The sequence below is a fragment of the Streptomyces sp. S186 genome (assembly GCF_051603415.1).
In the GTDB taxonomy this organism is placed as follows: Bacteria; Actinomycetota; Actinomycetes; order Streptomycetales; family Streptomycetaceae; genus Streptomyces.
In genome coordinates this window covers 4,147,286-4,169,026 of sequence record NZ_CP193932.1, presented here as the reverse complement: position 1 = coordinate 4,169,026, position 21,741 = coordinate 4,147,286, and the positions used below count along the sequence as shown (strand labels likewise).

The 21,741-nt window shown below is 72.1% G+C and carries 21 protein-coding genes; 16 read left to right on the top strand and 5 right to left on the bottom strand.

Annotation, left to right across the window (positions count from 1 at the left end; all coding sequences use genetic code 11):
- The first annotated feature begins 24 nt into the window (after positions 1-24).
- The 3 genes from ACRAS8_RS17850 (at position 25) to rplI (ending at position 1,443) form a co-directional block, all read left to right on the top strand.
- Positions 25-612 (top strand): single-stranded DNA-binding protein, encoded by a 588-nt coding sequence (locus ACRAS8_RS17850; protein ID WP_438487031.1) that lies wholly within the window; start codon positions 25-27, stop codon positions 610-612.
- A gap of 129 nt (positions 613-741) precedes the next feature.
- Positions 742-978 (top strand): 30S ribosomal protein S18, encoded by a 237-nt coding sequence (gene rpsR / locus ACRAS8_RS17845; protein ID WP_003978893.1) that lies wholly within the window; start codon positions 742-744, stop codon positions 976-978.
- A gap of 18 nt (positions 979-996) precedes the next feature.
- Positions 997-1,443, top strand: a complete 447-nt coding sequence (rplI, locus tag ACRAS8_RS17840) for a 50S ribosomal protein L9 (protein ID WP_438487030.1) — start codon at positions 997-999, stop codon at positions 1,441-1,443.
- 82 nt (positions 1,444-1,525) lie between these two features.
- Here the strand turns inward: rplI and ACRAS8_RS17835 are convergent, their stop codons facing one another.
- Entirely contained in the window at positions 1,526-2,392 is an 867-nt protein-coding gene (locus ACRAS8_RS17835; protein ID WP_438487029.1) for a trypsin-like serine peptidase, read from the bottom strand.
- Between the two features lie 40 nt (positions 2,393-2,432).
- Complete coding sequence (locus tag ACRAS8_RS17830; protein ID WP_438487028.1) at positions 2,433-3,770, bottom strand: MATE family efflux transporter; 1,338 nt, start codon at positions 3,768-3,770, stop codon at positions 2,433-2,435.
- A gap of 460 nt (positions 3,771-4,230) precedes the next feature.
- Here ACRAS8_RS17830 and dnaB point away from each other — a divergent pair, with 460 nt between their 5' ends.
- The 3 genes from dnaB to ACRAS8_RS17815 all read left to right on the top strand — a co-directional run bounded on the left by dnaB (position 4,231) and on the right by ACRAS8_RS17815 (position 7,228).
- Positions 4,231-5,712, top strand: a complete 1,482-nt coding sequence (gene dnaB, locus ACRAS8_RS17825; RefSeq protein ID WP_438487027.1) for a replicative DNA helicase — start codon at positions 4,231-4,233, stop codon at positions 5,710-5,712.
- 52 nt (positions 5,713-5,764) lie between these two features.
- A complete protein-coding gene (locus tag ACRAS8_RS17820) occupies positions 5,765-6,343 on the top strand; it encodes a TetR/AcrR family transcriptional regulator (RefSeq protein ID WP_438487026.1) in 579 nt (192 codons plus the stop codon).
- Positions 6,344-6,445: 102 nt separating this feature from the next.
- Positions 6,446-7,228 (top strand): oxidoreductase, encoded by a 783-nt coding sequence (locus ACRAS8_RS17815; protein WP_438487025.1) that lies wholly within the window; start codon positions 6,446-6,448, stop codon positions 7,226-7,228.
- Positions 7,229-7,283: 55 nt separating this feature from the next.
- Here the strand turns inward: ACRAS8_RS17815 and ACRAS8_RS17810 are convergent, their stop codons facing one another.
- Positions 7,284-8,225, bottom strand: coding sequence for a beta-ketoacyl-ACP synthase III (locus ACRAS8_RS17810; protein ID WP_438487024.1), 942 nt, complete (start codon positions 8,223-8,225; stop codon positions 7,284-7,286).
- A gap of 111 nt (positions 8,226-8,336) precedes the next feature.
- Here ACRAS8_RS17810 and ACRAS8_RS17805 point away from each other — a divergent pair, with 111 nt between their 5' ends.
- The 6 genes from ACRAS8_RS17805 (at position 8,337) to ACRAS8_RS17780 (ending at position 15,122) form a co-directional block, all read left to right on the top strand.
- Positions 8,337-8,978 carry a TetR/AcrR family transcriptional regulator gene (locus ACRAS8_RS17805; RefSeq protein WP_438487023.1) on the top strand — a complete coding sequence of 214 codons (642 nt, stop codon included), beginning with the start codon at positions 8,337-8,339 and terminating at the stop codon, positions 8,976-8,978.
- Between the two features lie 63 nt (positions 8,979-9,041).
- Entirely contained in the window at positions 9,042-10,175 is a 1,134-nt protein-coding gene (locus ACRAS8_RS17800; protein WP_438487022.1) for a MerR family transcriptional regulator, read from the top strand.
- A 98-nt stretch (positions 10,176-10,273) separates the two neighbouring features.
- A complete protein-coding gene (locus ACRAS8_RS17795) occupies positions 10,274-10,954 on the top strand; it encodes a hypothetical protein (RefSeq protein ID WP_438487021.1) in 681 nt (226 codons plus the stop codon).
- 247 nt (positions 10,955-11,201) lie between these two features.
- Entirely contained in the window at positions 11,202-12,677 is a 1,476-nt protein-coding gene (locus ACRAS8_RS17790) for a serine hydrolase domain-containing protein (protein ID WP_438487020.1), read from the top strand.
- Positions 12,678-12,824: 147 nt separating this feature from the next.
- A complete protein-coding gene (locus ACRAS8_RS17785; RefSeq protein WP_438487019.1) occupies positions 12,825-13,961 on the top strand; it encodes a pyridoxal-phosphate-dependent aminotransferase family protein in 1,137 nt (378 codons plus the stop codon).
- A gap of 351 nt (positions 13,962-14,312) precedes the next feature.
- Positions 14,313-15,122, top strand: coding sequence for a TetR/AcrR family transcriptional regulator (locus ACRAS8_RS17780; protein ID WP_438487018.1), 810 nt, complete (start codon positions 14,313-14,315; stop codon positions 15,120-15,122).
- A 37-nt stretch (positions 15,123-15,159) separates the two neighbouring features.
- On the opposite strand, the gene ACRAS8_RS17775 is transcribed toward ACRAS8_RS17780, so the two are convergent.
- Both ACRAS8_RS17775 and ACRAS8_RS17770 read right to left on the bottom strand, forming a co-directional pair.
- The gene (locus ACRAS8_RS17775) at positions 15,160-15,612 is read right to left on the bottom strand and encodes a GNAT family N-acetyltransferase (protein ID WP_438487017.1); all 453 of its coding nucleotides are present in this window, start codon (positions 15,610-15,612) and stop codon (positions 15,160-15,162) included.
- Positions 15,613-15,703: 91 nt separating this feature from the next.
- Positions 15,704-16,186 (bottom strand): MarR family winged helix-turn-helix transcriptional regulator, encoded by a 483-nt coding sequence (locus ACRAS8_RS17770; RefSeq protein ID WP_438487016.1) that lies wholly within the window; start codon positions 16,184-16,186, stop codon positions 15,704-15,706.
- A gap of 135 nt (positions 16,187-16,321) precedes the next feature.
- Here ACRAS8_RS17770 and ACRAS8_RS17765 point away from each other — a divergent pair, with 135 nt between their 5' ends.
- The 4 genes from ACRAS8_RS17765 to ACRAS8_RS17750 all read left to right on the top strand — a co-directional run bounded on the left by ACRAS8_RS17765 (position 16,322) and on the right by ACRAS8_RS17750 (position 21,733).
- Positions 16,322-17,542, top strand: coding sequence for an MFS transporter (locus ACRAS8_RS17765; protein ID WP_438487015.1), 1,221 nt, complete (start codon positions 16,322-16,324; stop codon positions 17,540-17,542).
- A gap of 396 nt (positions 17,543-17,938) precedes the next feature.
- Entirely contained in the window at positions 17,939-18,574 is a 636-nt protein-coding gene (locus tag ACRAS8_RS17760; RefSeq protein ID WP_438487014.1) for an HAD family hydrolase, read from the top strand.
- A 455-nt stretch (positions 18,575-19,029) separates the two neighbouring features.
- Positions 19,030-20,805, top strand: coding sequence for a globin domain-containing protein (locus ACRAS8_RS17755; protein ID WP_438487013.1), 1,776 nt, complete (start codon positions 19,030-19,032; stop codon positions 20,803-20,805).
- Between the two features lie 94 nt (positions 20,806-20,899).
- Positions 20,900-21,733 (top strand): pyridoxamine 5'-phosphate oxidase family protein, encoded by an 834-nt coding sequence (locus ACRAS8_RS17750; RefSeq protein WP_438490518.1) that lies wholly within the window; start codon positions 20,900-20,902, stop codon positions 21,731-21,733.
- Positions 21,734-21,741 lie beyond the last annotated feature (8 nt).

Below are 21,741 nucleotides of genomic sequence, written 5' to 3'. Positions count from 1 at the left end.
CACACCCGCCGAGAGGTTCCCCTAATGGCAGGCGAGACCGTCATCACGGTTGTCGGCAATCTTGTCGACGACCCCGAGCTGCGCTTCACCCCGTCCGGTGCGGCGGTCGCGAAGTTCCGCGTCGCGTCCACTCCCCGCACCTTCGACCGCCAGACCAACGAGTGGAAGGACGGCGAGAGCCTGTTCCTGACCTGCTCGGTGTGGCGTCAGGCGGCGGAGAACGTCGCCGAGTCCCTTACGCGGGGCACCCGCGTGATCGTCCAGGGCCGTCTCAAGCAGCGGTCGTACGAGGATCGCGAAGGCGTGAAGCGCACGGTCTACGAGCTCGACGTCGAGGAAGTGGGCGCGAGCCTGCGCAACGCGACGGCGAAGGTCACCAAGACCAGCGGTCGTGGCGGCCAGGGTGGCGGCTTCGGCGGCGGTCAGGGCGGCGGCCAGGGTGGCGGCGGCTGGGGCGGCGGCCCCGGCGGCGGTCAGCAGGGCGGCGGTGCTCCGGCCGACGACCCGTGGGCGACCGGCGGACCCTCTGGCGGCGGCCAGCAGGGTGGCGGCGGTGGCTGGGGCGGCGGCTCCGGCTCCGGCGGTGGCTACTCGGACGAGCCGCCCTTCTAGGCCCGGGCGATGCGTTCTCCCGCCGGTGTTTCACGTGAAACGGCGTGTTTCACGTGAAACGAAGGTCGGAGGACGGCCTGGGGCCCGAGGGCGTCAGCACACACTTCTTGAACTCACTGGAGAGAGACAATGGCGAAGCCGCCTGCTCGCAAGCCTAAGAAGAAGGTTTGCGTGTTCTGCAAGGAGAAGATCTCCTACGTCGACTACAAGGACACGAACCTGCTGCGGAAGTTCATCTCCGACCGCGGCAAGATCCGTGCCCGCCGAGTCACCGGCAACTGCACCCAGCACCAGCGTGACGTCGCCACGGCCGTGAAGAACAGCCGTGAGATGGCGCTGCTGCCCTACACGTCCACCGCGCGCTAAGGGAAGGGTGACCGACAAATGAAGATCATCCTCACCCACGAGGTCTCCGGCCTCGGCACCGCCGGCGACGTCGTTGACGTCAAGGACGGGTACGCCCGCAACTACCTGGTTCCGCGTGGTTTCGCGATCCGCTGGACCAAGGGTGGCGAGAAGGACGTCGAGCAGATCCGCCGCGGTCGCAAGATCCGCGAGATCGCCACGATCGAGCAGGCCAACGAGGTCAAGGCTCGGCTCGAGGGCGTCAACGTGAAGCTGGCCGTGCGTGCCGGCGAAGCGGGCCGTCTGTTCGGCTCCGTCACCCAGGCCGACATCGCCTCGGCGATCAAGGCCGCCGGTGGTCCGGACGTCGACAAGCGCCGCGTCGAGGTCGGTTCGCCGATCAAGACCCTGGGCGCGCACCAGGTCTCGGTGCGTCTGCACGCCGAGGTCGTCGCGAAGCTCGGCGTCGAGGTCATCGCCGCCTGAGCGCAGTCCGCACAGCGCTGAAGGGCCGCATCCCCTCGTGGGGTGCGGCCCTTCGCCGTGCGCGGACGGTCCGGCGCGGAGGTCAGTCCTCGTCCTGGGCGCGTTTGTAGAGGGCGGCGATGTCGTCGTCGAAGTACGCGGCGTAGGAGACGTCGTCCTCGTCGCCGCCGCCTTCGTGGCCGCCGAGGACGCCGATGACCGTGCCGGTGTGGCTCTTGGGGTCGTAGTCGGCCAGCCATGGGCTGCCGCTGGTGCCGCCCTCGAAGTCGGTGCACTGGATGCGCAGTTGGGTGTCGCTGAACTTCGTGGTGCGGTTCTGACAGGAGATCGGGGTGTCGCGGCTGGTGGGGTAGCCGGTGACCTTGACTTCGTTGTCGAAGCCGCGGTCGATGCCGAGGGTGTTGCCGCCGAGGACGTCCTGGATCTCCTTGCCCTGCTTGGCGTCGAGGGTGAGGAAGGCGACGTCGAGGTCCTCGTCCTGCGACTTGGCCCAGCGGTCGTCGACCATGACCTTGTTGACCTTCCACAGGCCGGTGGGCTCGTCGCCGTTGCGGTAGTCGGGGGCGAAGACCAGGTCGTCCACCGGCTTTCCGGAGTCGGCGTCGAAGGCGCAGTGGGCCGCGGTGATCAGCATGTTCCGGCCCGGGCTCTGCACCACGCTGGCGGTGCAGAAGTGGGCGCCGCGGTCGTCCTTCTCGAAGACCGCGCCGATCCGGGCGTTCTCCTCGGTGCGGCGCGGGGTGTAGGCGTTGCCGTTCGAGGGTGGGGCGGTGGCCGAGGGGTCCTGGTCCTGAGGGCCTTCGCCGGGTTCGCCGGATTTTCCGTAACCGGTGTGGTTGCCGGTGATTCTGTTCGGGTGCGACTCCTCCGCCGCGTAGCCCACCACTGCGGCTGCCCCGACGATGATCAGCGTCAGGGGCAGGATGGATTTCCTGGCAAGCGAGCGCACAAGGTCATTATCTGCACGGCGACCGGCTTGGGTAGGTGCTTCAGCGGGAGGCTCCGGTCACAATCCACCGTCCGGAGCGGGTGCGCAGCCACAATGTCAGCATCCGCACGGTCATCATCAGGGCCATGGCCCACCACAGCGCGACCAGACCGCCGCCGAGGGCCGGCACGGCCAGGGCCGCGGGGACGAACGCGGCCAGCGTCACCACCATGGCGCCGGCGAGGTAGGACCCGTCCCCCGCGCCCATGAGGACCCCGTCGAGGATGAAGACGATGCCGGCGACGGGCTGGGTGACCGCCACGACCAGGAGCGTGGTGAACAGCGGCTGCTGGACGGCGGGGTCGGTGGTGAAGAGGGGGATGAACAGCGGCCGGGCGAGCACCACCAGCGTGCCGAGGACGATGCCGGCGGCAATGCCCCACTGGGCCATCCGGCGACACGCGGCGCGGGCGCCGTCCCGGTCGCCGGCGCCGAGGTAGCGCCCGATGATGGCCTGGCCGGCGATGGCGATCGCGTCCAGTGCGAAGGACAGCAGGGACCAGAGGGAGAGCACTATCTGGTGGGCGGCGACCTCGGCGTCCCCGAGCCGGGCGGCGATCGCGGTGGCGATCATCAGCACCGCGCGCAGCGAGAGCGTCCGGATCAGCAGCGGGACGCCGGCCTGGGCGCAGGCCCGGATCCCGGCGGCGTCCGGGCGGAGCGAGGCGTCGTGCCGGCGGGCGCCGCGGACGACCACGGTGAGATAGGCGGCGGCCATGCCGCACTGGGCGAGTACGGTGCCCCAGGCGGAGCCGGCGATGCCGAGCCCGGCGAGGTAGACCAGTCCGGCGTTGAGGGCCGCGTTGGCGGTGAAGCCGCCGACGGCGACGTACAGCGGGGTTCTGGTGTCCTGGAGGCCGCGGAGCACTCCGGTGGCGGCGAGGACGATCAGCATCGCAGGAATGCCGAGTGCGCTGATGCGCAGATACGTCGTGGCGTACGGGGCGGCGGACGGCGAGGCGCCGAAGACCTCGACGAGCCAGGGGGCGGTGGGCAGGACGACGGCGACGACCGCGGCGCCGAGCAGCAGGGCGAGCCAGATGCCGTCCATGCCCTGGCGTATCGCCGCCGGGAGATCGCCGGCGCCGACCCGGCGGGCGACCGCGGCGGTGGTGGCGTAGGCGAGGAAGACGAAGACCGAGACGGCGGTTGTGAGGAGGGCGGCGGCGACGCCGAGGCCCGCCAGCTGGCGGGTGCCGAGGTGGCCGATGACGGCGCTGTCGACCATGACGAAGAGCGGTTCCGCGACGAGGGCCCCGAAGGCGGGCAGCGCCAGCGCGACGATCTCGCGGTCATGGCGGCGGAGGGCGCGCCGTGGTATCGCGGGGGCCGATGTCATGAGGGGCAATCTAATCGTCCACAGGTAAGAGATGCAACTGTGTTGTGATCCTTACTTTCCGCTCTGTGCGGGCGTCGCCCGTGTGCCGTAGGCGGCGATCATGAACAGCTTGCCGAAGTTTTTCTCCCCCACAGCCTATGGATGAGAAAAGTGCAGGTCAGAGGGGTGGGGGTGGCGTGATTGTGTGCTTGTCCACAGAAGTTTCCCCCACCCCGTGCACAGGATCCGGGGAGTTCTCCACAGCTATGGGGCGGTCATCCACACGGCCTGTGGATAACCAGATTGGCGGACGGTGCGCGCGGGCCTACCGTGGTCCGGCGCCCGCCGCCTGTTCCGGCCGAGAGTTCCCCGCGAACTCGACGCGCCGTAACCGGAGTCGGGCGTCTCGATTGTCAGGGCTGTGCCGTAAGAAGGAACCCGCACAGCAAGGTCCGCGTCGCGGACGGGAGGAGGTGCCGGGGTGAGCATTCCCGAGCCCATGGACGACCCCTGGACGGACTCCGGTCCCAGCGACCTGCTGCCGGCCGCCCGCTCCCGCCGGGGCGACGGCAAGGGCCGGGGCCGCGGCGACCGCCAGGACCGCGACGACGACGGCGGCGGTGGTTCCTGGTCCGGCGGCTTCGAGCGGGTCCCGCCGCAGGACCTCGACGCCGAGCAGTCCGTGCTCGGCGGCATGCTGCTGTCCAAGGACGCCATCGCGGACGTCGTCGAGGTCCTCAAGGGCGAGGATTTCTACCGCCCCGCCCATGAGTTGATCTTCCAGGCGATTCTCGACCTGTACGCCAAGGGCGAGCCGGCCGACCCGATCACCATCGCCGCCGAGCTGACCAAGCGCGGCGAGATCGGCCGGGTCGGCGGCGCCTCGTATCTGCACACCCTGGTCCAGTCCGTACCGACGGCCGCCAACGCCGAGTACTACGCCGAGATCGTCCACGAGCGGGCCGTGCTCCGCCGCCTCGTCGAGGCCGGCACCCGGATCACGCAGATGGGATACGCCGCCGACGGCGACGTCGACGAGATCGTCAACAAGGCCCAGGCGGAGATCTACGCCGTCACCGAGCAGCGGACCAGCGAGGACTATCTGCCGCTCAGCGAGATCATGGAGGGCGCGCTCGACGAGATCGAGGCGATCGGCTCGCGGCAGGGCCAGATGACGGGCGTGCCGACGGGATTCACCGATCTCGACGCGCTGACCAACGGTCTGCATCCGGGCCAGATGATCGTGATCGCGGCCCGTCCGGCCATGGGTAAGTCCACGCTCGCGCTGGACTTCGCGCGGGCCTGCTCGATCAAGAACAACCTCCCGAGCGTGATCTTCTCGCTGGAAATGGGGCGCAACGAAATCGCGATGCGTCTGCTGTCCGCCGAGGCCCGGGTCGCGCTGCACCACATGCGTTCCGGCAGCATGACCGACGACGACTGGACGCGGCTGGCGCGCCGGATGCCGGACGTCTCGGCGGCGCCGCTCTACATCGACGATTCGCCGAACCTCTCGATGATGGAGATCCGCGCCAAATGCCGCCGGCTGAAGCAGCGGAACGAGCTCAAACTGGTCGTCATCGACTATCTGCAGCTGATGCAGTCCGGTGGCTCCAAGCGCGCGGAAAGCCGTCAGCAGGAGGTCTCGGACATGTCCCGTAACCTCAAGCTGCTCGCCAAGGAGCTGGAACTCCCGGTCATCGCGCTCTCGCAGCTGAACCGTGGTCCCGAGCAGCGTACGGACAAGAAGCCGATGGTCTCCGACCTGCGCGAGTCCGGTTCCATCGAGCAGGACGCCGACATGGTCATCCTGCTGCACCGCGAGGACGCCTACGAAAAGGAGTCGCCGCGGGCCGGCGAGGCCGACCTGATCGTGGCCAAGCACCGTAACGGTCCCACGGCGACGATCACCGTGGCGTTCCAGGGGCATTACTCGCGCTTCGTGGACATGGCGCAGACCTGAGCGGGCCCGTCGTTCTGGACCTGCGGGTCAAGAATGGTGCTACGGTACGGGCATGGGAAGGCCCAAGCAGTTCGATCCGGATGCCGCCGTCGAGCAGGCCATGCAGGTGTTCTGGCGCAAGGGGTATGCCGCCACGACGCCGCAGGACCTCGTCGACGCGCTCGGCATCGGCAAGGGCAGTCTCTACAACGCCTTCGGCAGCAAACACGCGCTGTTCGAGCGGGCGCTGGTGCGCTACCGCGACGATCAGGCGCAGGCCCTGGTCGACATGCTGGAGCGGCCCGGCCCGGCGAAGGAGCGGCTGCGCGACGCGCTGCGTCTCCTCGTGGTGATGGACCTCGGTGACCCGGACCGCCGTGGCTGCCTCGCCGTCAATGTCGCGGCCGAGCTCACGGGGGCGGACGAGGCCGCCACCGAGCTGGTCCGGCGGATGTTCGACCGAACCGAGGGGGCGTTCCGGGCGCTGATCGAGGAGGGGCAGCGGGCGGGCGAGATCGCGCCGGACCGTGATGCCCGGGCGATCGGGAGCATGCTGCTGGCCACCGTTGTCGGCCTCCGACTGCTGGGGCGGGTCGCCGAGGGTCCGGAGCGTCTCGCCCGGGTGATCGAGGCGACGCTCGACATGCTCTGACTTGCGGGTTTCCCGCCGGTCACGATGTCGTTGGCTGCCCAAATTTTGTACCTACAGTTCAAGAATTGATGTCATGGAAGTGATGTCAAGGATCGGAGTGCCATGAAGCTCGACCTCGCCGACAAGACCGCCGTCGTCACCGGTGCCAGCCGTGGGATCGGGCTGGCCACCGTCCGGGCGCTGCGGGAGGAGGGGGTGCGGGTCGTCGGAGCGGCCCGCACCCTCACCCCGGAGCTCCGGGCGACCGGCGCGTTCGCGGTCTCCGCCGACCTGAGCACCGCGGACGGCGTGTCCGCCCTGATGGACAGCGCCCTCGCGAAGCTGGGCGGCATCGACCTGCTGGTGAACAACGTCGGCGCCGGGGACGCCGTGGAGCCCGTCGGGTTCCTGGCCACCGACGACGCGCAGTGGAGCGCCGTCTTCGACCTCAACCTGATGAGCGCGGTCCGCGCCACCCGGGCCGCGCTGCCCAGCCTGATCGAGCGCCGCGGCTCCGTCGTCAACGTCTCCTCCATCAACTCCCGGCTGCCGGGCGCCGGTCCGGTCGCCTACAGCGCGGCCAAGGCGGCGCTGGCCGCGCTCGGGAAGTCGCTGGCCGAGGAGTTCGGGCCGCAGGGCGTACGCGTCAATACCGTTTCCCCGGGCGTGGTGCGCACGGCCATCTGGGAGGACCCGGACGGCTTCGGAGGCAAGGTGGCAGCGCACGCCGGCGCGGAGCACGGCGCGTTCCTCCGGCAGCTCCCGGAGGCGTTCGGCATCACCACCGGGCGGATCACCGAGCCGCGGGAGGTGGCGGCCCTGATCGTCTTCCTGCTCTCCGACGTGGCCGGGAACATCACGGGCGCGGACCACGTCATCGACGGCGGCACGGTCAAGACGCTCTGAGGCGGGACAGGGCGGGCGGCGCCGGGCGGTTGCGGCGCCGCCGGCCGGCCGGTCGTCAGGGGCAGTCGACGACCTGGCCCGCCCAGGAGAGGCCACCGCCGAAGCTCATCAGCAGGACGGGGGCGCCGGACGGGATCTCCTGGCGTTCGACGAGCTTGGCGAGGGCGAGCGGGACGGAGGCCGCGGAGGTGTTGCCGGAGTCGACGACGTCCCGGGCGACGACCGTGCTCGCGGGGAGGTCGAGTTGGCGGATCACGGCCTCGATGATGCGCAGGTTCGCCTGGTGGGTGACGATGCCGGCGAGGTCGGCCGGGGCGAGGCCGGCCCGGCGGCAGGCTTCCCGGATGAGGTCCGGGAGTGCGGAGGTGACCCAGCGGAAGACGGTCTGGCCGTCCTGGGCGAAGTGCGGGTGCCAGTCGTCGAGCAGGCGGACCGCGCTCGCCCGGGTGGGGTCGGAGCCCCAGACCACCGGGCCGATGCCGGGGGCGTCGGCGGCGCTGAGGACCGCCGCGCCGGCGCCGTCGCCGAGCAGGACGCAGGTGCTGCGGTCGGTCCAGTCCGTGACGTCGGACATCTTCTCCGCCCCGATGACCAGGGCGTGCCGCGCGGCGCCGGCCCGTACGGAGTGGTCGGCGGAGGCGAGCGCGGTGCAGAAGCCGGCGCAGCCGTTGTTGAGGTCGTAGGCCACCGCCGAGGGGATGCCGAGGCGGCCGGCGACCTGGGCCGCGATGGAGGGGCAGCGGTCGACGGCGGAGCAGGTGGCGACGGTGATCAGGCCGATGTCGGCGGGGGCGAGGCCGGCCGCGGCGAGTGCCTTGGCCGCGGCGGCGTGGGCCAGGTCGGTCACCGATTCGGCGTCGGCGATGCGGCGGGTGGCGATGCCGGTGCGGCGGCGGATCCACTCGTCGCTGGTGTCGACCATGCCCGCCAGGTCGTCGTTGGTGAGTACGCGCGACGGCTGGTGGTGGCCCAGGGCGGCGATACGGGTTCCCGGCACGGTTCATCTCCTCGGTTCGCGATGGCGGTGCGGTGCACCCCCGCTGTGGCCCGGGAATATAGCAACCGAACGATCGGAAGCTAAAACAGGGCGGACGGCTACCATGGCGCCATGAGCCCACGGAAGTCCGTCGCCGAGACCCGCAGAACGCGGGAGCGGATCGTCGAGCGCGGTGTCGCGATCGCCTCGGTGGAGGGGCTGGAGGGGCTGACGATCGGACGGCTGGCCACCGACCTGGGGATGAGCAAGGCGGGGGTGCTCGGCCACTTCGGCACCAAGCAGGCGCTTCAACTCGCCGCCCTGGAAGAGGCGTCGGCGATCTTCTCCCGCGCGGTGTGGGAGCCGGCCGCGAACGAGGAGCCGGGAGTGGCCCGGCTGCGCGCCCTCTGCGAGGCCTGGATCACGTATCTGGAGCGCGAACGCGGCGCCTTTCCGGGCGGTTGCTTCTTCATCACCGCCTCGGTGGAGTTCGACGGGCGTGGCGGGCCGGTGCGCGACACGGTGGCCCGGTTCTACCTGCTCTGGCGGCGCCGTCTGGTCCAGGAGGTCAGGACCGCCGTCGGCCGGGGCGAACTCCCCGCGGAGACCGACCCCGACCAGGTCGGCTTCGAGCTGATCGGCCTCTATCTGGGGCTCAATCAGGCGGTCCAGCTGGCTGCCGACGCCTCGGCGGCCGACCGCACCCGGCGGGCGCTCGACCGGCTGGTGCCGCGGCCGGCACCGGGACCGGACGGTGCGCCGGGGCACGGCTGACCGTGTGCAGCGGCCGGCAGGTGGTTTGACCTTCAGGTTGGTCGAAGCCCGAGAATCGCGGCCATGGACGACGACGGGGAACTCCTGGGCATCGGCGCGTTCGCCCGGCGGGTGGGGCTGACGCCGAGCGCGCTGCGCTTCTACGACGACTGCGGGGTGCTGCGACCGGATCGGGTGGACGCCGCCACGGGGTACCGGCGCTACGGGGCCGGGCAGGTGGCGCGGGCGGTTCGGCTGCGGCAACTACGGTCTGCTGGGCTGCCGTTGGTGGATGTCGAGACGGTGCTCGACGGCTCCGAGGACGCGGCCCGGGACGTGCTCCGGGCCCACCTGGAGCGGACCCGGCGGGCGGCGGACGAGGCGCGGGCCGTGGTGGAGGGCTTTCTGGGGGAGGCGGCGGCGCGGCCGGCGGATCGCGGCGGTGCGGCGCGGGCACGGGTGGGCGGGCCGGAACTCGCCAGTGCGGTGCGGCAGGTGGGCCCCGCGGCGGCACTCGGTGCCACGGCTCAGGAATTCCCGGTGCTGGGGTGCGTACTGCTCGAACTCGCCGAGGGAGAAGTGCGGTTGGTGGCCACCGACCGCTATCGGCTGGCGGTCCGGGTGCTGCGGCCGGAGGTCGTCGAGGGCGGTCCGCGGCGCGCGCTGATCGCGGTGGACGCCGCGCGCCGGATGGCCGAGTGGGCGGTGCGCCGGCCGGTGGTCGAGGTCGAATGGGCTGCCGCGGCGGACGCCTCGGGGGCCGTGGAGGTACGGCTGCGGAGCGGGGGCGCATGCTGGGCCGCAGGGGGCGTGGCCGCGGGTGTGGCCGGGCCGGGGGAGTTCCCGGACTACCGGCTGATGCTGACAGGGCTCGGCGCCACACGGCAGCGGGTGATCGTGGACCGGGCCGCGCTGCGGGACGCGGTGACGGACCGGGGCGGGGCGGTGGCGTCCCTGGCGATCGCGGCGGAAGCGGAGGACGCGGACGCGGCGCTGGAAGTGTCGGGCGGGGAGGCCGGGCCGGTCCGCCTGCGGGCGGTCCTTACCGGGCCCGGGCTGCGGATCGCCTTCGACCCGGCGGTCCTGGTACCGGCACTGGAGGCCGGAGTGGGCCCCGATGTGCTGCTGGAGATCGTGGCGCAGGACCAGCCGGTCGTCGTGCGCTCCGCGGACCAGGGGAGTTTCACCACGGTGGTGATGCCGGTGCGGGGCTGCTGAGCGGACGGCGGTGGGGCGTCGGGCAGGGGGACGGAGACAGGGACGGTACGGGGCCTGGAAGGCGGGCCCGGCCGGGAGTCGAGGGAGGAAGCGGGCGGATGGATCCGGAGTTGCCGGTGGTGCGGCTGTGTGTGGCGGGCATGCAGGCCGAGGCGGAGGGGCGCGCCGATGCGGCGCGGGCACTCTTCCAGCAGGCGTGGGACGACGCTCGCGACGACTACGAGGCGTGTATCACCGCGCACTACCTCGCACGCCAGCAGGACTCGCCGGAGGAGACACTGCGCTGGAACCAGGAGTGCCTGGACCGCGCCGACCTCGTCGGGGATGAGCGGGTGCGGGGCTTCTATCCCTCGCTGTACGTGAACATGGGGAACGCGTATCGAGAGCTGGGCCAACTCGCCTTCGCCCACCGGTACTTCACGTTGGCGGCGGAGCGGGCGGCCGACGCCCCCGAGGGGCAGTACGGCGACTGGAACCGGTTCGCGATCGCGGAGGGGCTGCGGGACACCGCGGCCGCGGCGGACGGGGAAGCCGCCGTACGAGGGGGCGTCGACGAGGGCGTCGAGCGAGCCGTCCGGGAACTGTTCGCGCGGTGGTGCGAGCGGGGCGACCTCAAGGCGCTGGGGCTGACGCTCCCCGCGTATCTGGGCTACCTGGGGACGGACGAGGATCGGCTGCGTCTGCGCAGTGCGCTGCACATGGTGCATGCGGCGCGCTGGCTTCCCGCGGGCGAACAGGCCCTGCTGGAGCAGGCGTTAGGGGCGGTGGCCGAGCCGTGACGCCGCGGCGCGTCGGCTGTTTCACGTGAAACGGTGGAGCGGGCGGTGTGGCGGTACGGCCGGGTGCCGTGGTTTCACGTGAAACAGTCACGCTGGCGGCGGTGCCGTCGTTGCACGTTTCACGTGAAACGTGGAGGCGTCGGCGCCGGCGGTCGGGGGCAGGATGGCGGCGCGGCGGCGGTTGCTCGCCGCCGGCTCGGCCGGCCGGGCCGGTTCTGCCGGATGGGAAGTCGCGTTGAGGAGCGTCATGACGGTCGTGGAGTCCGCGCAGTCGCAGGAGCCCGAGTCGAACGTGGGCAGGGCGCACGAGGTGATCCCGCGCGGTGGGGCGGTGGCCGATTCGGCGGAGGCGTATGCGGAGTTGCTGCCGCAGACGCGCCGGGCGCTGCTGCGGCGGTTGGCAGTCGCGCAGGCCGACGGGCGGGCGCCGTCGATGATGGGCGCGGTGGTCCGTGGTGGCCGGGTGGTCTGGACGGGAGCCCGGGGCGGGGTGGACGGCGAGGTGCCGCACGGAGATGTGCAGTACCGGATCGGCTCGCTGACCAAGAACTTCGTGGCCGTGCTGGTGCTCCGGCTACGGGACGAGGGCCTCCTGCGGCTGGACGACCTCATCGGGACGTATCTGAAGGACGTCCCGGTGCCCGAGGTGACGGTCCACCAACTCCTGGCACACAGTGCCGGGTTGGCGGCGGAGTCCCGGGGGCCGTGGTGGGAGCGGACCGACGGCGCACTCCGGCCCGAACCGGTCGATCTGTTCGGTGAGCGGCCGCGACTGCATCCGGCGGGGCGGCGGCACCACTACTCCAACCCCGGCTTCGCGGTGCTCGGGGCGCTGGTCGAGCGGCTGCGCGACGGGATGCCATGGGGCGAGGTGCTTCGGCGCGAGGTGCTGGAACCGCTGGGGATGGCCCGTACGACGCTCCGGCCGGAGATGCCGCATGCGGAGGGCTGGGCGGTCCATCCCTGGGCCGATGTGGTGCTACCGGAGCCCGCGCACGACACCGGGCTGATGGGCCCGGCGGGGCAGCTGTGGTCCACGACGGAGGACCTGTGCCGGTGGGCGGCGTTCCTGCTGCGGGGCGACGAGCGGGTGCTGAGCGCGGAGAGCCTGGCCGAGATGCGGGCGCCCGCCGTGCCACCGGAGGGCGACGGCTGGGACGCGGGCTACGGCCTGGGCACGCAGCTCCTCTGGCGGAACGGGCGCCGGCTGGCCGGGCACACCGGGTCGATGCCGGGATTCCTGGCCGTGCTGTGGGCCGACCCGCAGGAGGACACCGCGGCGCTGGCGCTGGCCAACTGCACCTCGGGCGTCCCGATCGCCACGGTGGGTGCCGACCTCCTGAAGATCGTCGCCGCGCATGAACCGCGGATCCCGGAGCCCTGGCGACCGCTGTCGGGCGCGGTGGACGAAGAGCTGCTGGCCCTGACCGGCCCCTGGTACTGGGGCGCGAACCCGTTCGCGCTGCGCCTGACGGGAGCCCGGGGACTGGAGCTGGTCACCCTGTCCGGTGGCGGGCGGACCTCGCGTTTCCGGGCCGAGGCCGACGGCACCTGGACCGGGCTGGACGGCTACTACGCCGGCGAGACGCTGCGGGTGGGGCGGGCATCGGACGGCACGGTCACCCACCTCGACCTGGGGACCTTCGTCTTCACCCGGGGGCCGTACGAGCCTTCCGGGCCGGTGCCGGGAGGCGTAGATCCCGAGGGCTGGCGGGGAGTCTGACCGGGGGAGCGGCGCGGGGACGAGCGCCGGTCCCCGTCGCGGGGGCGGCCGAGGCCCGTCCGGCAGGGGTTTCCGGCGCGGACGTACAGTCGAGCGAGATGCCAGGAGCCGCCACGGTGCGCGGCTCGCTACCGCTGGAAGGCCACTGTGACTGCCGTGACTGCCAACGCCGACACCCCGGCTCTGCTGGATCTGCCGCCGCTCGACGCCGCCCGTTTCGCCAGGATCGAGGACAAGGTCGCGGCGCTGATGCGCACCCGCTGCGATGTCGTGACGATGCAGGGCGAGGCGCTGCTGCCGCTGGAGGCGTGCATCCGCTCGGCCGTGCGTCCCGGCAGCACGGCCCTCAACATCATCACCGGCCCCTACGGCGAGACGTTCGGCGGCTGGCTGCGCTCCTGTGGCGCCGAGGTGGTCACCATCAGCGCGCCCTTCACCGGCGCCGTCACCCCCGAGCAGGTGGCCGACGCCCTGCGCGAGCACCCCGAGATCGACTTCGTGAGCCTGGTGCACGCCGAGGCGGCGACCGGCAACACCAACCCCGTCGCCGAGATCGGCGCCGTGGTGCGTGAGCACGGGGCGCTGCTGATGCTCGACGCGGTTGCCTCGGTGGGCGCCGAGCCGTTGCTCACCGACGAGTGGGGCGTGGACCTGTGCGTCATCGGCGGCCAGAAGGCGCTGGCCGGTCCGGCCGGGGTCTCCGCCGTGTCGGTCAGCGCCCGCGCCTGGGCGCGGATCGCGGCCAATGAGCGGGCGCCGCGCCGCTCGTACCTCTCGTTGCTGGACTGGAAGGAGCGCTGGATAGACGCCGGGCGCACCGCCCTGCCGCACGCCCCGGCGCAGCTGGAGATGCTGGCGCTGGAGCAGGCCGTGGACCGGATCGAGGCGGAGGGGCTGGACGCGGTCATCGCGCGCCACCGGGCGGCCGCCGGGGCGGTCCGGGCGGGCGTCGCGGCGCTCGGCGGACCGGTGCCGTATGTGGTCCGGGACGAGCATGCGGCGCCGGCCGCGACCACGCTGCGCGCGCCGGCGGAGGTGGACGCCCGTGAGGTGGTGTCCGCCGCACTCGCCGCCGACGGGGCTGTCCCGGTGCAGGCCGCGGCCGGTGCTCTGGCCGCCGAGATGATCCGGGTGAACCACTACGGGCGTGCGGCGGACCGTGCGGTGGTGCTCGCCTCGCTGGCGGCGCTGGCGGCCGGTCTGCGGGCGCTGGGCGTGGAGGTCGACGAGGACGCGGCCGCCGGTGCGGCCCGTGCGGCCTGGGACGAGGCCGTCGCGGCCTGAATCAGGCGGCTCCGCTGACCCGGCGGACGCCTCCACGGCTCTTGAGCGCCCCCTCGACAGGAGGGCCAGAGGTGTGGTCTGTTTCACGTGAAACAGACCACACCTTTTTGTGGCCCCGCAATTGTGGCCCGCCTGTGTGCCCCGCTTTTGTGCACCTTTTTTGTGGCCCGTGCAGGGTGAGCCGGCCCGCCCGCCCCTCGCCCTCCCCGGCCTCCGAGCCGCACACGAACAGCCCCACCTCGTCCGTCCCTTCCGCCTCCGCGTGGCGATCCGTACGCATGTTTCAACGGCCTCGTAGAATCGGAACGCTCGACCCGGTTGTTCCCCGGGTGTGGAACGCGGAGGAGCAAGGTGGTCTCAGGAAGCGTGCGGCGGGCGGACGGCCGGTCGACGGTCGCTCGCGCGGACGCCCGACGGAATCGTGCGCTGGTGCTCCAGGCAGCTCGATTGGCCTTCGGGGAACGGGGGTTGGAGGCATCGCTCGACGAGATCGCCCGGCGCGCGGGCGTCGGCGCGGGGACCGTCTACCGCCATTTCCCCTCCAAGGAAGCCTTGTTCCGGGAAGCGGTCAGGGAGCGGTTGCGGCTGTTGGCCGACGCGGCGGTGGACTTGGCCGAGGCGGACGATCCCGGCGGGGTGTTCTTCCGCTTCCTCGCATCGGTGGTGCGGCTGGCCGCCCCGAACCGGGGGCTGTGCGAGGCGCTGGAGACGGCCGGGGAGAACGGCCGGGCACCGGCGGACGGGCAGCAGAAAGGCCCTGACCTGGAGTTTCTGGTGGCCCTTGGCGTCCTGCTGGCCAGGGCCCAACAGGCGGGCGCGGTAAGGGAAGACGTCGATCTGGACGATGTCCGCGCCCTGCTGACCGGGTGTCTGGTGATGGAGCGCAGGCGGTCGGCCGGGCGGGGCTCCGCGGCGGCGGACGCCGGTTCCGGAGCCGTACCGGTGGGCCGGATGACGACACTGATGCTCGACGGCCTCCGTGCCGACCAGGCCGTGACGAAACTTCCGGCCGTGGCGCCGGTGCGTAACGAAACCCGGTGCCGGGTGTGCGGTGCGGCGCTCGCGGCGGCGCGTACCGGGCGGCCCGCGCGGTACTGCGGCGGGGCCTGCCGGCAGAAGGCCCACCGGGCGCGCCGTACCGCTCCCCCGGACCGCCGCTGACCGTGCCGCGGCGACCGCGGCCACCGCGGGCGGCCCCTCAGAGCCGGCGCTTGAAGCCCAGGTGGGACGCCTCGAAGCCGAGGCGCTCGTAGAAGCGGTGCGCGTCGACGCGGGTGGCGTCGGAGGTGAGCTGGACGAGCCCGCAGCCGAGCCGCCGGGACTCCGCGATCGCCCACTCGATCAGCTCGGTGCCCAGGCCGGCGCCGCGCTCGTCGGCATGGACCCGTACCGCTTCGATGATCGAGCGGGTGGCGCCGCGCCGGGAGAGGCCGGGGACCACGGTGAGCTGGAGCGTGCCGACCACGCGGCCGTCCCGTGCGGCGACGGTCAGGTGCTGGTGGGGGTCGGCGTCCAGGACGGCGAACGCGGCGCGGTAGGGCGTCAGGTCGTCGGGGGACTCGCGGGTGGCGCCCAGGGGGTCGTCGGCCAGCATCGCGACGATGGCGGGAAGGTCGGCCTCGGTGGCGCGCCGTATCTCAAGATCGCTCATGGGTGGGACCCTATGCCGGGTTTCCGGGCCGGCCCAGGGGTAACGGGCGGTCCGCCCGGCCGCCCGTGGGGGATTGTGGCGGTCCGTCCCGTTATGCGGAGGCGCCCAGCGTCTCGACCGCCGTCACCAGCGGCGCCAGTTCGGGTCGCTGCGCGGCGTCCCGGAGGGCCTCGCGCAGCGCGGAGTCATGGGTGGGCCGGGCCTCTTCGAGGAGGCGCAGGCCGTCGGGCGTGACGTTGGTGTAGATGCCGCGCCGGTCGTCGGGGCACAGGTAGCGGGCGAGCAGCCCGCGCTCCTCCAGCCGGGTCACCAGACGGGTGGTGGCGCTCTGGCTGAGCACGACCGAGTCGGCGACCTGGTGCATCCGGAGGTGGCCGCCCGGCCCGTCGTGCTGCTCGCTGAGCACGTTGATGACGGAGAACTCCCGGACGCTGAGGCCGTGCCGGGCCTGGAGGGCGCGCTCGATGTGCGACTCGATGCGGCCGTGCAGCGCGGAGAGGGCGCACCAGCCCTGGGCGAGGCCGCCGGGCGCCGCTTCCCGCGTCGTGGTCGTCTCCCGCGTGCGCTGCGTCATCGCAGACCTCCTCATGCGTCGTGGAGCCAGGATAGGGCACATCCGAAATAGCCCGCGCTTGCAAGTAAAGCGCGTATGCAATTATTGTGAGCGCTGGTTAAGGATGGGTGCAAGAAAACAAGGGAAGGATCCGCCATGCCCCTCGCTCTCCTGGCGCTCGCCATCGGGGCCTTCGGAATCGGGACGACCGAGTTCGCGGTCATGGGCCTGCTGCCCGACATGGCGGCCGACTTCGGGATCTCCATTCCGCTCGCCGGCTACGCCACCACCGTCTACGCCCTCGGCGTGGTGGTCGGCGCGCCCCTGATGACCGTGCTCGGCACCCGCTTCACCCGGAAGCAGATGCTGATGCTGCTGATGGGCCTGTTCATCGTGGGCAACCTGCTCACCGGCCTGGCGCCCACCTTCGGGCTGGTGCTCGCCGGCCGGGTGGTCGCGGCCTTCACACACGGCGCGTTCTTCGGCATCGGCTCGCTGGTGGCCGCCGACCTCGTGGCCCCGGAGAAGCGGGCCGCCGCGATCTCGCTGATGTTCAGCGGTCTGACCGTGGCCAACGTCGTGGGCGTACCGGGCGGCACCCTGCTCAGCCAGCAGTTCGGCTGGCGCACCACCTTCTACGCGATCGTCGCGCTCGGCGTGCTGGGCCTGCTCGGCGTCGTCAGGCTCGTCCCGGCGCAGCGCGCCAGGGCGGCCGCCCGGATCGGCAGCGAGCTGGCGGTGTTCCGCAATCCGCAGGTCGGCCTGGCGATGCTGATGACCGTCCTCGGCTTCGGCGGGGTCTTCGCGGCCGTCACCTACCTCGCCTCGATGATGACCGAGGTCACCGGCTTCGCGCCGTCCTCCGTCATCTGGCTGACCGCGGTCTTCGGCCTCGGGATGGTCGGCGGGAACCTGATCTCCGGCCGGTTCACCGACCGCGCCATGATGCCGATGCTGTACGCGTCCCTCACCGGGCTGGCGGTGGTGCTGGCGGCGTTCACGTACACCGCGCACCACAAGATCGCCGCGGTCGTCACCATCGGGCTGATCGGCTTCTTCGGCTTCGCGACCGTGCCGCCGCTGCAGAAGCGGGTGCTCGACCATGCGGCCGCCGCGCCCACGCTGGCCTCGGCCGGCAACATCGCGGCCTTCAACTTCGGCAACGCGCTGGCCGCATGGCTCGGCGGCCTGGTGATCTCGGCCGGGATGGGCCTGACCGCGCCGAACTGGGTGGGCGCGCTGATGACGGTGGCGGCGCTGGGCGTCGCGGTGCTGGCCTCCTTCCTGGAGCGCCGGCAGCCGGGCCGTGGCCAGGTGGTGGCCGCGGGCGGTCCGGTCGTGGCGAACGAAGCGCACGTTCCGGCGGCGCGGAGCTGAGCGTTCCGGATGCGCGTCCCGATGGGCCGCACGTCGGCGGCCCACCACCGGGACCGCTCAGGGCGGGACGCTCGCCCGTTCTCGTGCCCCGGCCGGCCGGCGGCGGCCGCCGCGGCGAGTCCGGCGACACCGGGACGGAGGACGCACACGGTCAGCCCGACGGCCGCGAGCGTCAGCCAGAACTTGGTGACGACCCAGCGGTGACGGGCCGGCCCCCAGTGGGTACCGAGGGCGGGCAGGACACCGCCGGCCAGGGAGGCTGGCGCCACCGGGAGCACCAGGTAGTCCCTGAGGATCCGCATCGCCCGGTAGGCGCCCGCGGCGGCCGCCGCCGAACCGGCCGTGAAGCCGGTGATCCGGCCCACCCGTCCACCGGGCACGCCCTAGGCTCCCCCCATGAGCAAGCTGCATCTGTTCGACATGGACGGAACCCTGCTCCACGGCTCCGCGGCCGCCGTCGAGATCTCCCGGCAGCTGGGGCTGGACCGGGAAATCGCGGAGCTGGAGCGGGAGTTCGCGGCCGGGGCGCTGACCCCGGCGGGCTTCGCACAGCGGGCCTGTGCGCTGTGGGCCGCGGAGCTGACCGAGGCTCAGGTGGCGGCGGCCTTCGAGGGCGCGCCCTGGCTGGCCGGCATCCGGGATGTATGGGCCGACATCCGGGCGCGCGGCGAACGGTGTGCCGTGATTTCCCTTTCGCCGGGATTCTTCGTCGAACGGCTGCTGGCGTGGGGCGTCGACACCGCGCACGGCTCCCGCTGGCCCGCGGTGCCCCTGCGGGAGCCGCTGGAACCGGCCGGCATCCTCTCGTCGTCGGCGAAGGTGCGGATCACGGACGAACTCTGTGCGCGGTACGGGCTGACCCGGGACGACTGCGTGGCGTACGGCGACTCGATGTCGGACTCCGAACTCTTCGCGGTGGTACGGGAGTCGGTGGCGGTAAATGCGGATCACCATGTCAGCGGTCTGGCCAAATACGCGTATACGGGGCGTGATCTGCGCGAGGCATACGAACTGGTGCGTACCGGCGAGTAATTCGGTGACCAGCCGTTTTTCGCGGTGGATTCGTCCGCTGTGTACCCGGAATTTGCCGTCTGCGGGAAGGATCACGGTTATTGGCGGGGGCGTGCCGAGTGTTCCGGGATCGGGTCTTGTGGTTTCAACTACTCCCGGTAAGGTCGAGTCCTGCTTGGCGGGGAGCGGGTCTCCGCGGGCGCGTGGACGGTTGGGGCAAAGCTCGGCAGCCTAGCGGGAAGCGGCCCCGGGCGCCCGGACTTCCGGCATTTTGTCCGGTGCGGTGGAGCGGGTGCCATGCTGACGGAACGACATCTGCGGCATCTGCCATAAGGAAGTGAGATGTGTCCGCTTTAAGGGATGTTGCCGGGATCGCTTGCGTCGATTGAGAATCCCGGGCAGGGCGGGGGAATTCCGGGCAGTTCCGGCCAGCGGAACGCCAAAGGCAACGAAAGACGTTCGAGGCGAGGCAGACCATGGACGCTCCGACCACCACGTCGGCCGATAGCGGCTCTTCTGGCGGCAGCAGCGGCGAGTGGGGTTGGTTCACTCCGTCCGCGAAGAAATCCTCCGGAGATCAGCAGGAGCGGAACGACGGCCAGGACGTGCGGCGGGCGCCGCAGGGCGAACCTGACGAACCGGCCGGGCTTGCCGAAACGGACCGGATACCCAGCCGCCCCGTCAACCCGATACGCCCGGTGGGCACCGCCGCCGAACGGGAGCGCGAGCACGAGCACGAGCGCGAGCCGCGACGGGTGCCGCGGCAGGGCCCGCAGCCGGGGCAGGAGGCGCTCGGCCGGTCCGGCGCCGGCCCCACCGAGCGGCCCGCGCCCGCCGCCCCGCAGCCCACCGCCCCCCAGGCCGGCACCGAGCCGGAACCGGTCCACGAGCCGGCCGCGCGCACCCCGTTCGACGCCCTCGGCCTTCCCGTACCGCCCACCGCGCCCGTCGACTCCGCTCCGTCCGGTCCTTCTGCCCCTTCCGCTCCCTCCGGCCCCACAGCCTCCCCCGCATCGCCCGCGCCTCCGGCAGCCAAGACACCGCCCGCACCGCCCGCCCCGGCGGCCTCGCTCGCCGCGCTGACAGCATCCGGCCCGGCCGAGGCGGCGGCCTCTCCCGATGCGGTGCTCATCCGCCGCACCCTGGCCGAGATCGAGCCCGTGGCCGACCGGGTCACCTCGTACTTCTACGCGCTGCTCTTCGTCCAGCACCCCGATCTGCGGGCGCTGTTCCCCGCCTCGATGGACGTCCAGCGCGACCGGCTCTTCAAGGCGCTGCTCACCGCCGCGCAGCACGTCGACAACGCCGAGGTGCTCGGCCCGTACCTCGCCCAACTCGGCCTCGGACACCGGAAGTACGGCACCCGGTCCGACCACTACCCGGCGGTCGGCGAGTGCCTGATGAGCGCGCTGGCCCGTTATGCCACGTCCAGTTGGGGCTGGGAAACCGAGGACGCGTGGGTGCGCGCGTACACCCGGATCTCCCAGATCATGATCGACGCGGCGTCGGAGAACGCGGCCGTCGCCCCGGCCTGGTGGCAGGCCGAGGTCGTCTCGCACGAGCTGCGCACCTCCGACACCGCGGTGGTGACGGTCCGCCCCGACCACCCGTACCCGTTCCGCGCCGGCCAGTACACCAGCCTGGAGACCCCGTGGTGGCCGCGGGTCTGGCGGCACTACTCCTTCGCCTCCGCCCCCCGTTCCGACGGCCTGCTCTCCTTCCATGTGAAGGCGGTTCCGGCCGGCTGGGTCTCCAACGCGCTGGTGCACCGCGCCCGGCCCGGCGACGAGCTGCGCCTCGGCGCGCCGGCCGGGTCGATGACCGTCGACCACTCCGCCGGGAACGGTCTGCTGTGTGTCGGCGGCGGCACCGGCATCGCGCCGATCAAGGCGCTGATCGAGGACGTCGCGGACCACGGCACCCGGCGCCCGGTGGACGTCTTCTACGGGGCCCGCAGCGACCACGACCTGTACGACATCGACACCATGCTGCGGCTGGAGCAGACCCATCCCTGGCTCACCGTCCGCCCGGTCGTCGCCGTCGGTCCGGGCGACCGGGGCGGACCCGGCACGATGACCGGCCAACTCCCCGACGCGGTCCGGAAGTACGGCCCGTACCGGGAATGCGACGCGTACCTGTCGGGTCCGCCGGGGCTGATCCGCAGCGGTGTGGAGGCCCTGATGGGAGTCGGTGTCCCGGCCGAGCGGATACGGCACGACTCCATCGAAGAGCTGGTATCGACGGGAGACTGAAGTCTTGGCAGCAGAAGGCGAATACGGCCTGACGAGGGAGGGCCGGGGCCTGCACCTGCCGGCGGAGCGGCCCGGGAGCGACGGTGAGCACCTGGTGCAGCAGAGACTCGGGACGACCGGGCGCGCCGACCGCTTCTACGCGGACCAGGTCCTGGACCACCTCAATGTGCGGATGCGGGAGTTCGTCGCCCGCCAGGAGATGTTCTTCCTGGCCACGGCGGACCGGCACGGCGAGTGCGACTCCACCTTCCGCGCCGGGCCGACCGGGTTCGTACAGGTGCTGGGCGACCGGCTGCTGGCGTACCCGGAGTACCGCGGCAACGGCGTCATGGCGTCCGTCGGCAACCTCTCCGAGAACCCCCGGCTCGGCATCCTCATGATCGACTTCACCCGCGACCGGATCGGGCTGCACATCAACGGCCGGGCCCGGGTGGTGCTGGACGAGGAGATGCGGGCCTACTACCCGGGCCTGCCGGTGGACCCGGTGCCCGGGCGGCGGGCCCAGCTGTGGGTGGCGGTCGAGGTCGAGGAGGCGTACGTCCACTGCTCCAAGCACATCCCGCATCTGCAGAAGGTGCCGGCGAACGAGCGCAGCGCCCGGGCCTGGGGCAGCGACGACTTCAAGCGCAAGGGCGGCGACTTCTTCGGGGCGGCCGCCGAGGCGGCGCAGCGGCAGCCCTTCCGGCGCCCCCGGCACACCAACGAGCATCTGCGCGGCGGGCTGCACGAGGACACACCGCAGCACGGGTACGGGGCCGAACCGGCGCCGGTGCCCGGTCAGCGGCGCCGCGCGGAGGACACCGTGGCGGCGGAGCTCAACGGGGAGTTCCTCGACCGGGTCGAGCAGGTGCTGGCGCGGGCCCGGCCGCGGCGCGCCGCCGAGGACGCCGCGGAGTTCCGCGGCTGGTTCGGCCGGCGCGACGGCTGAGCCGGGGC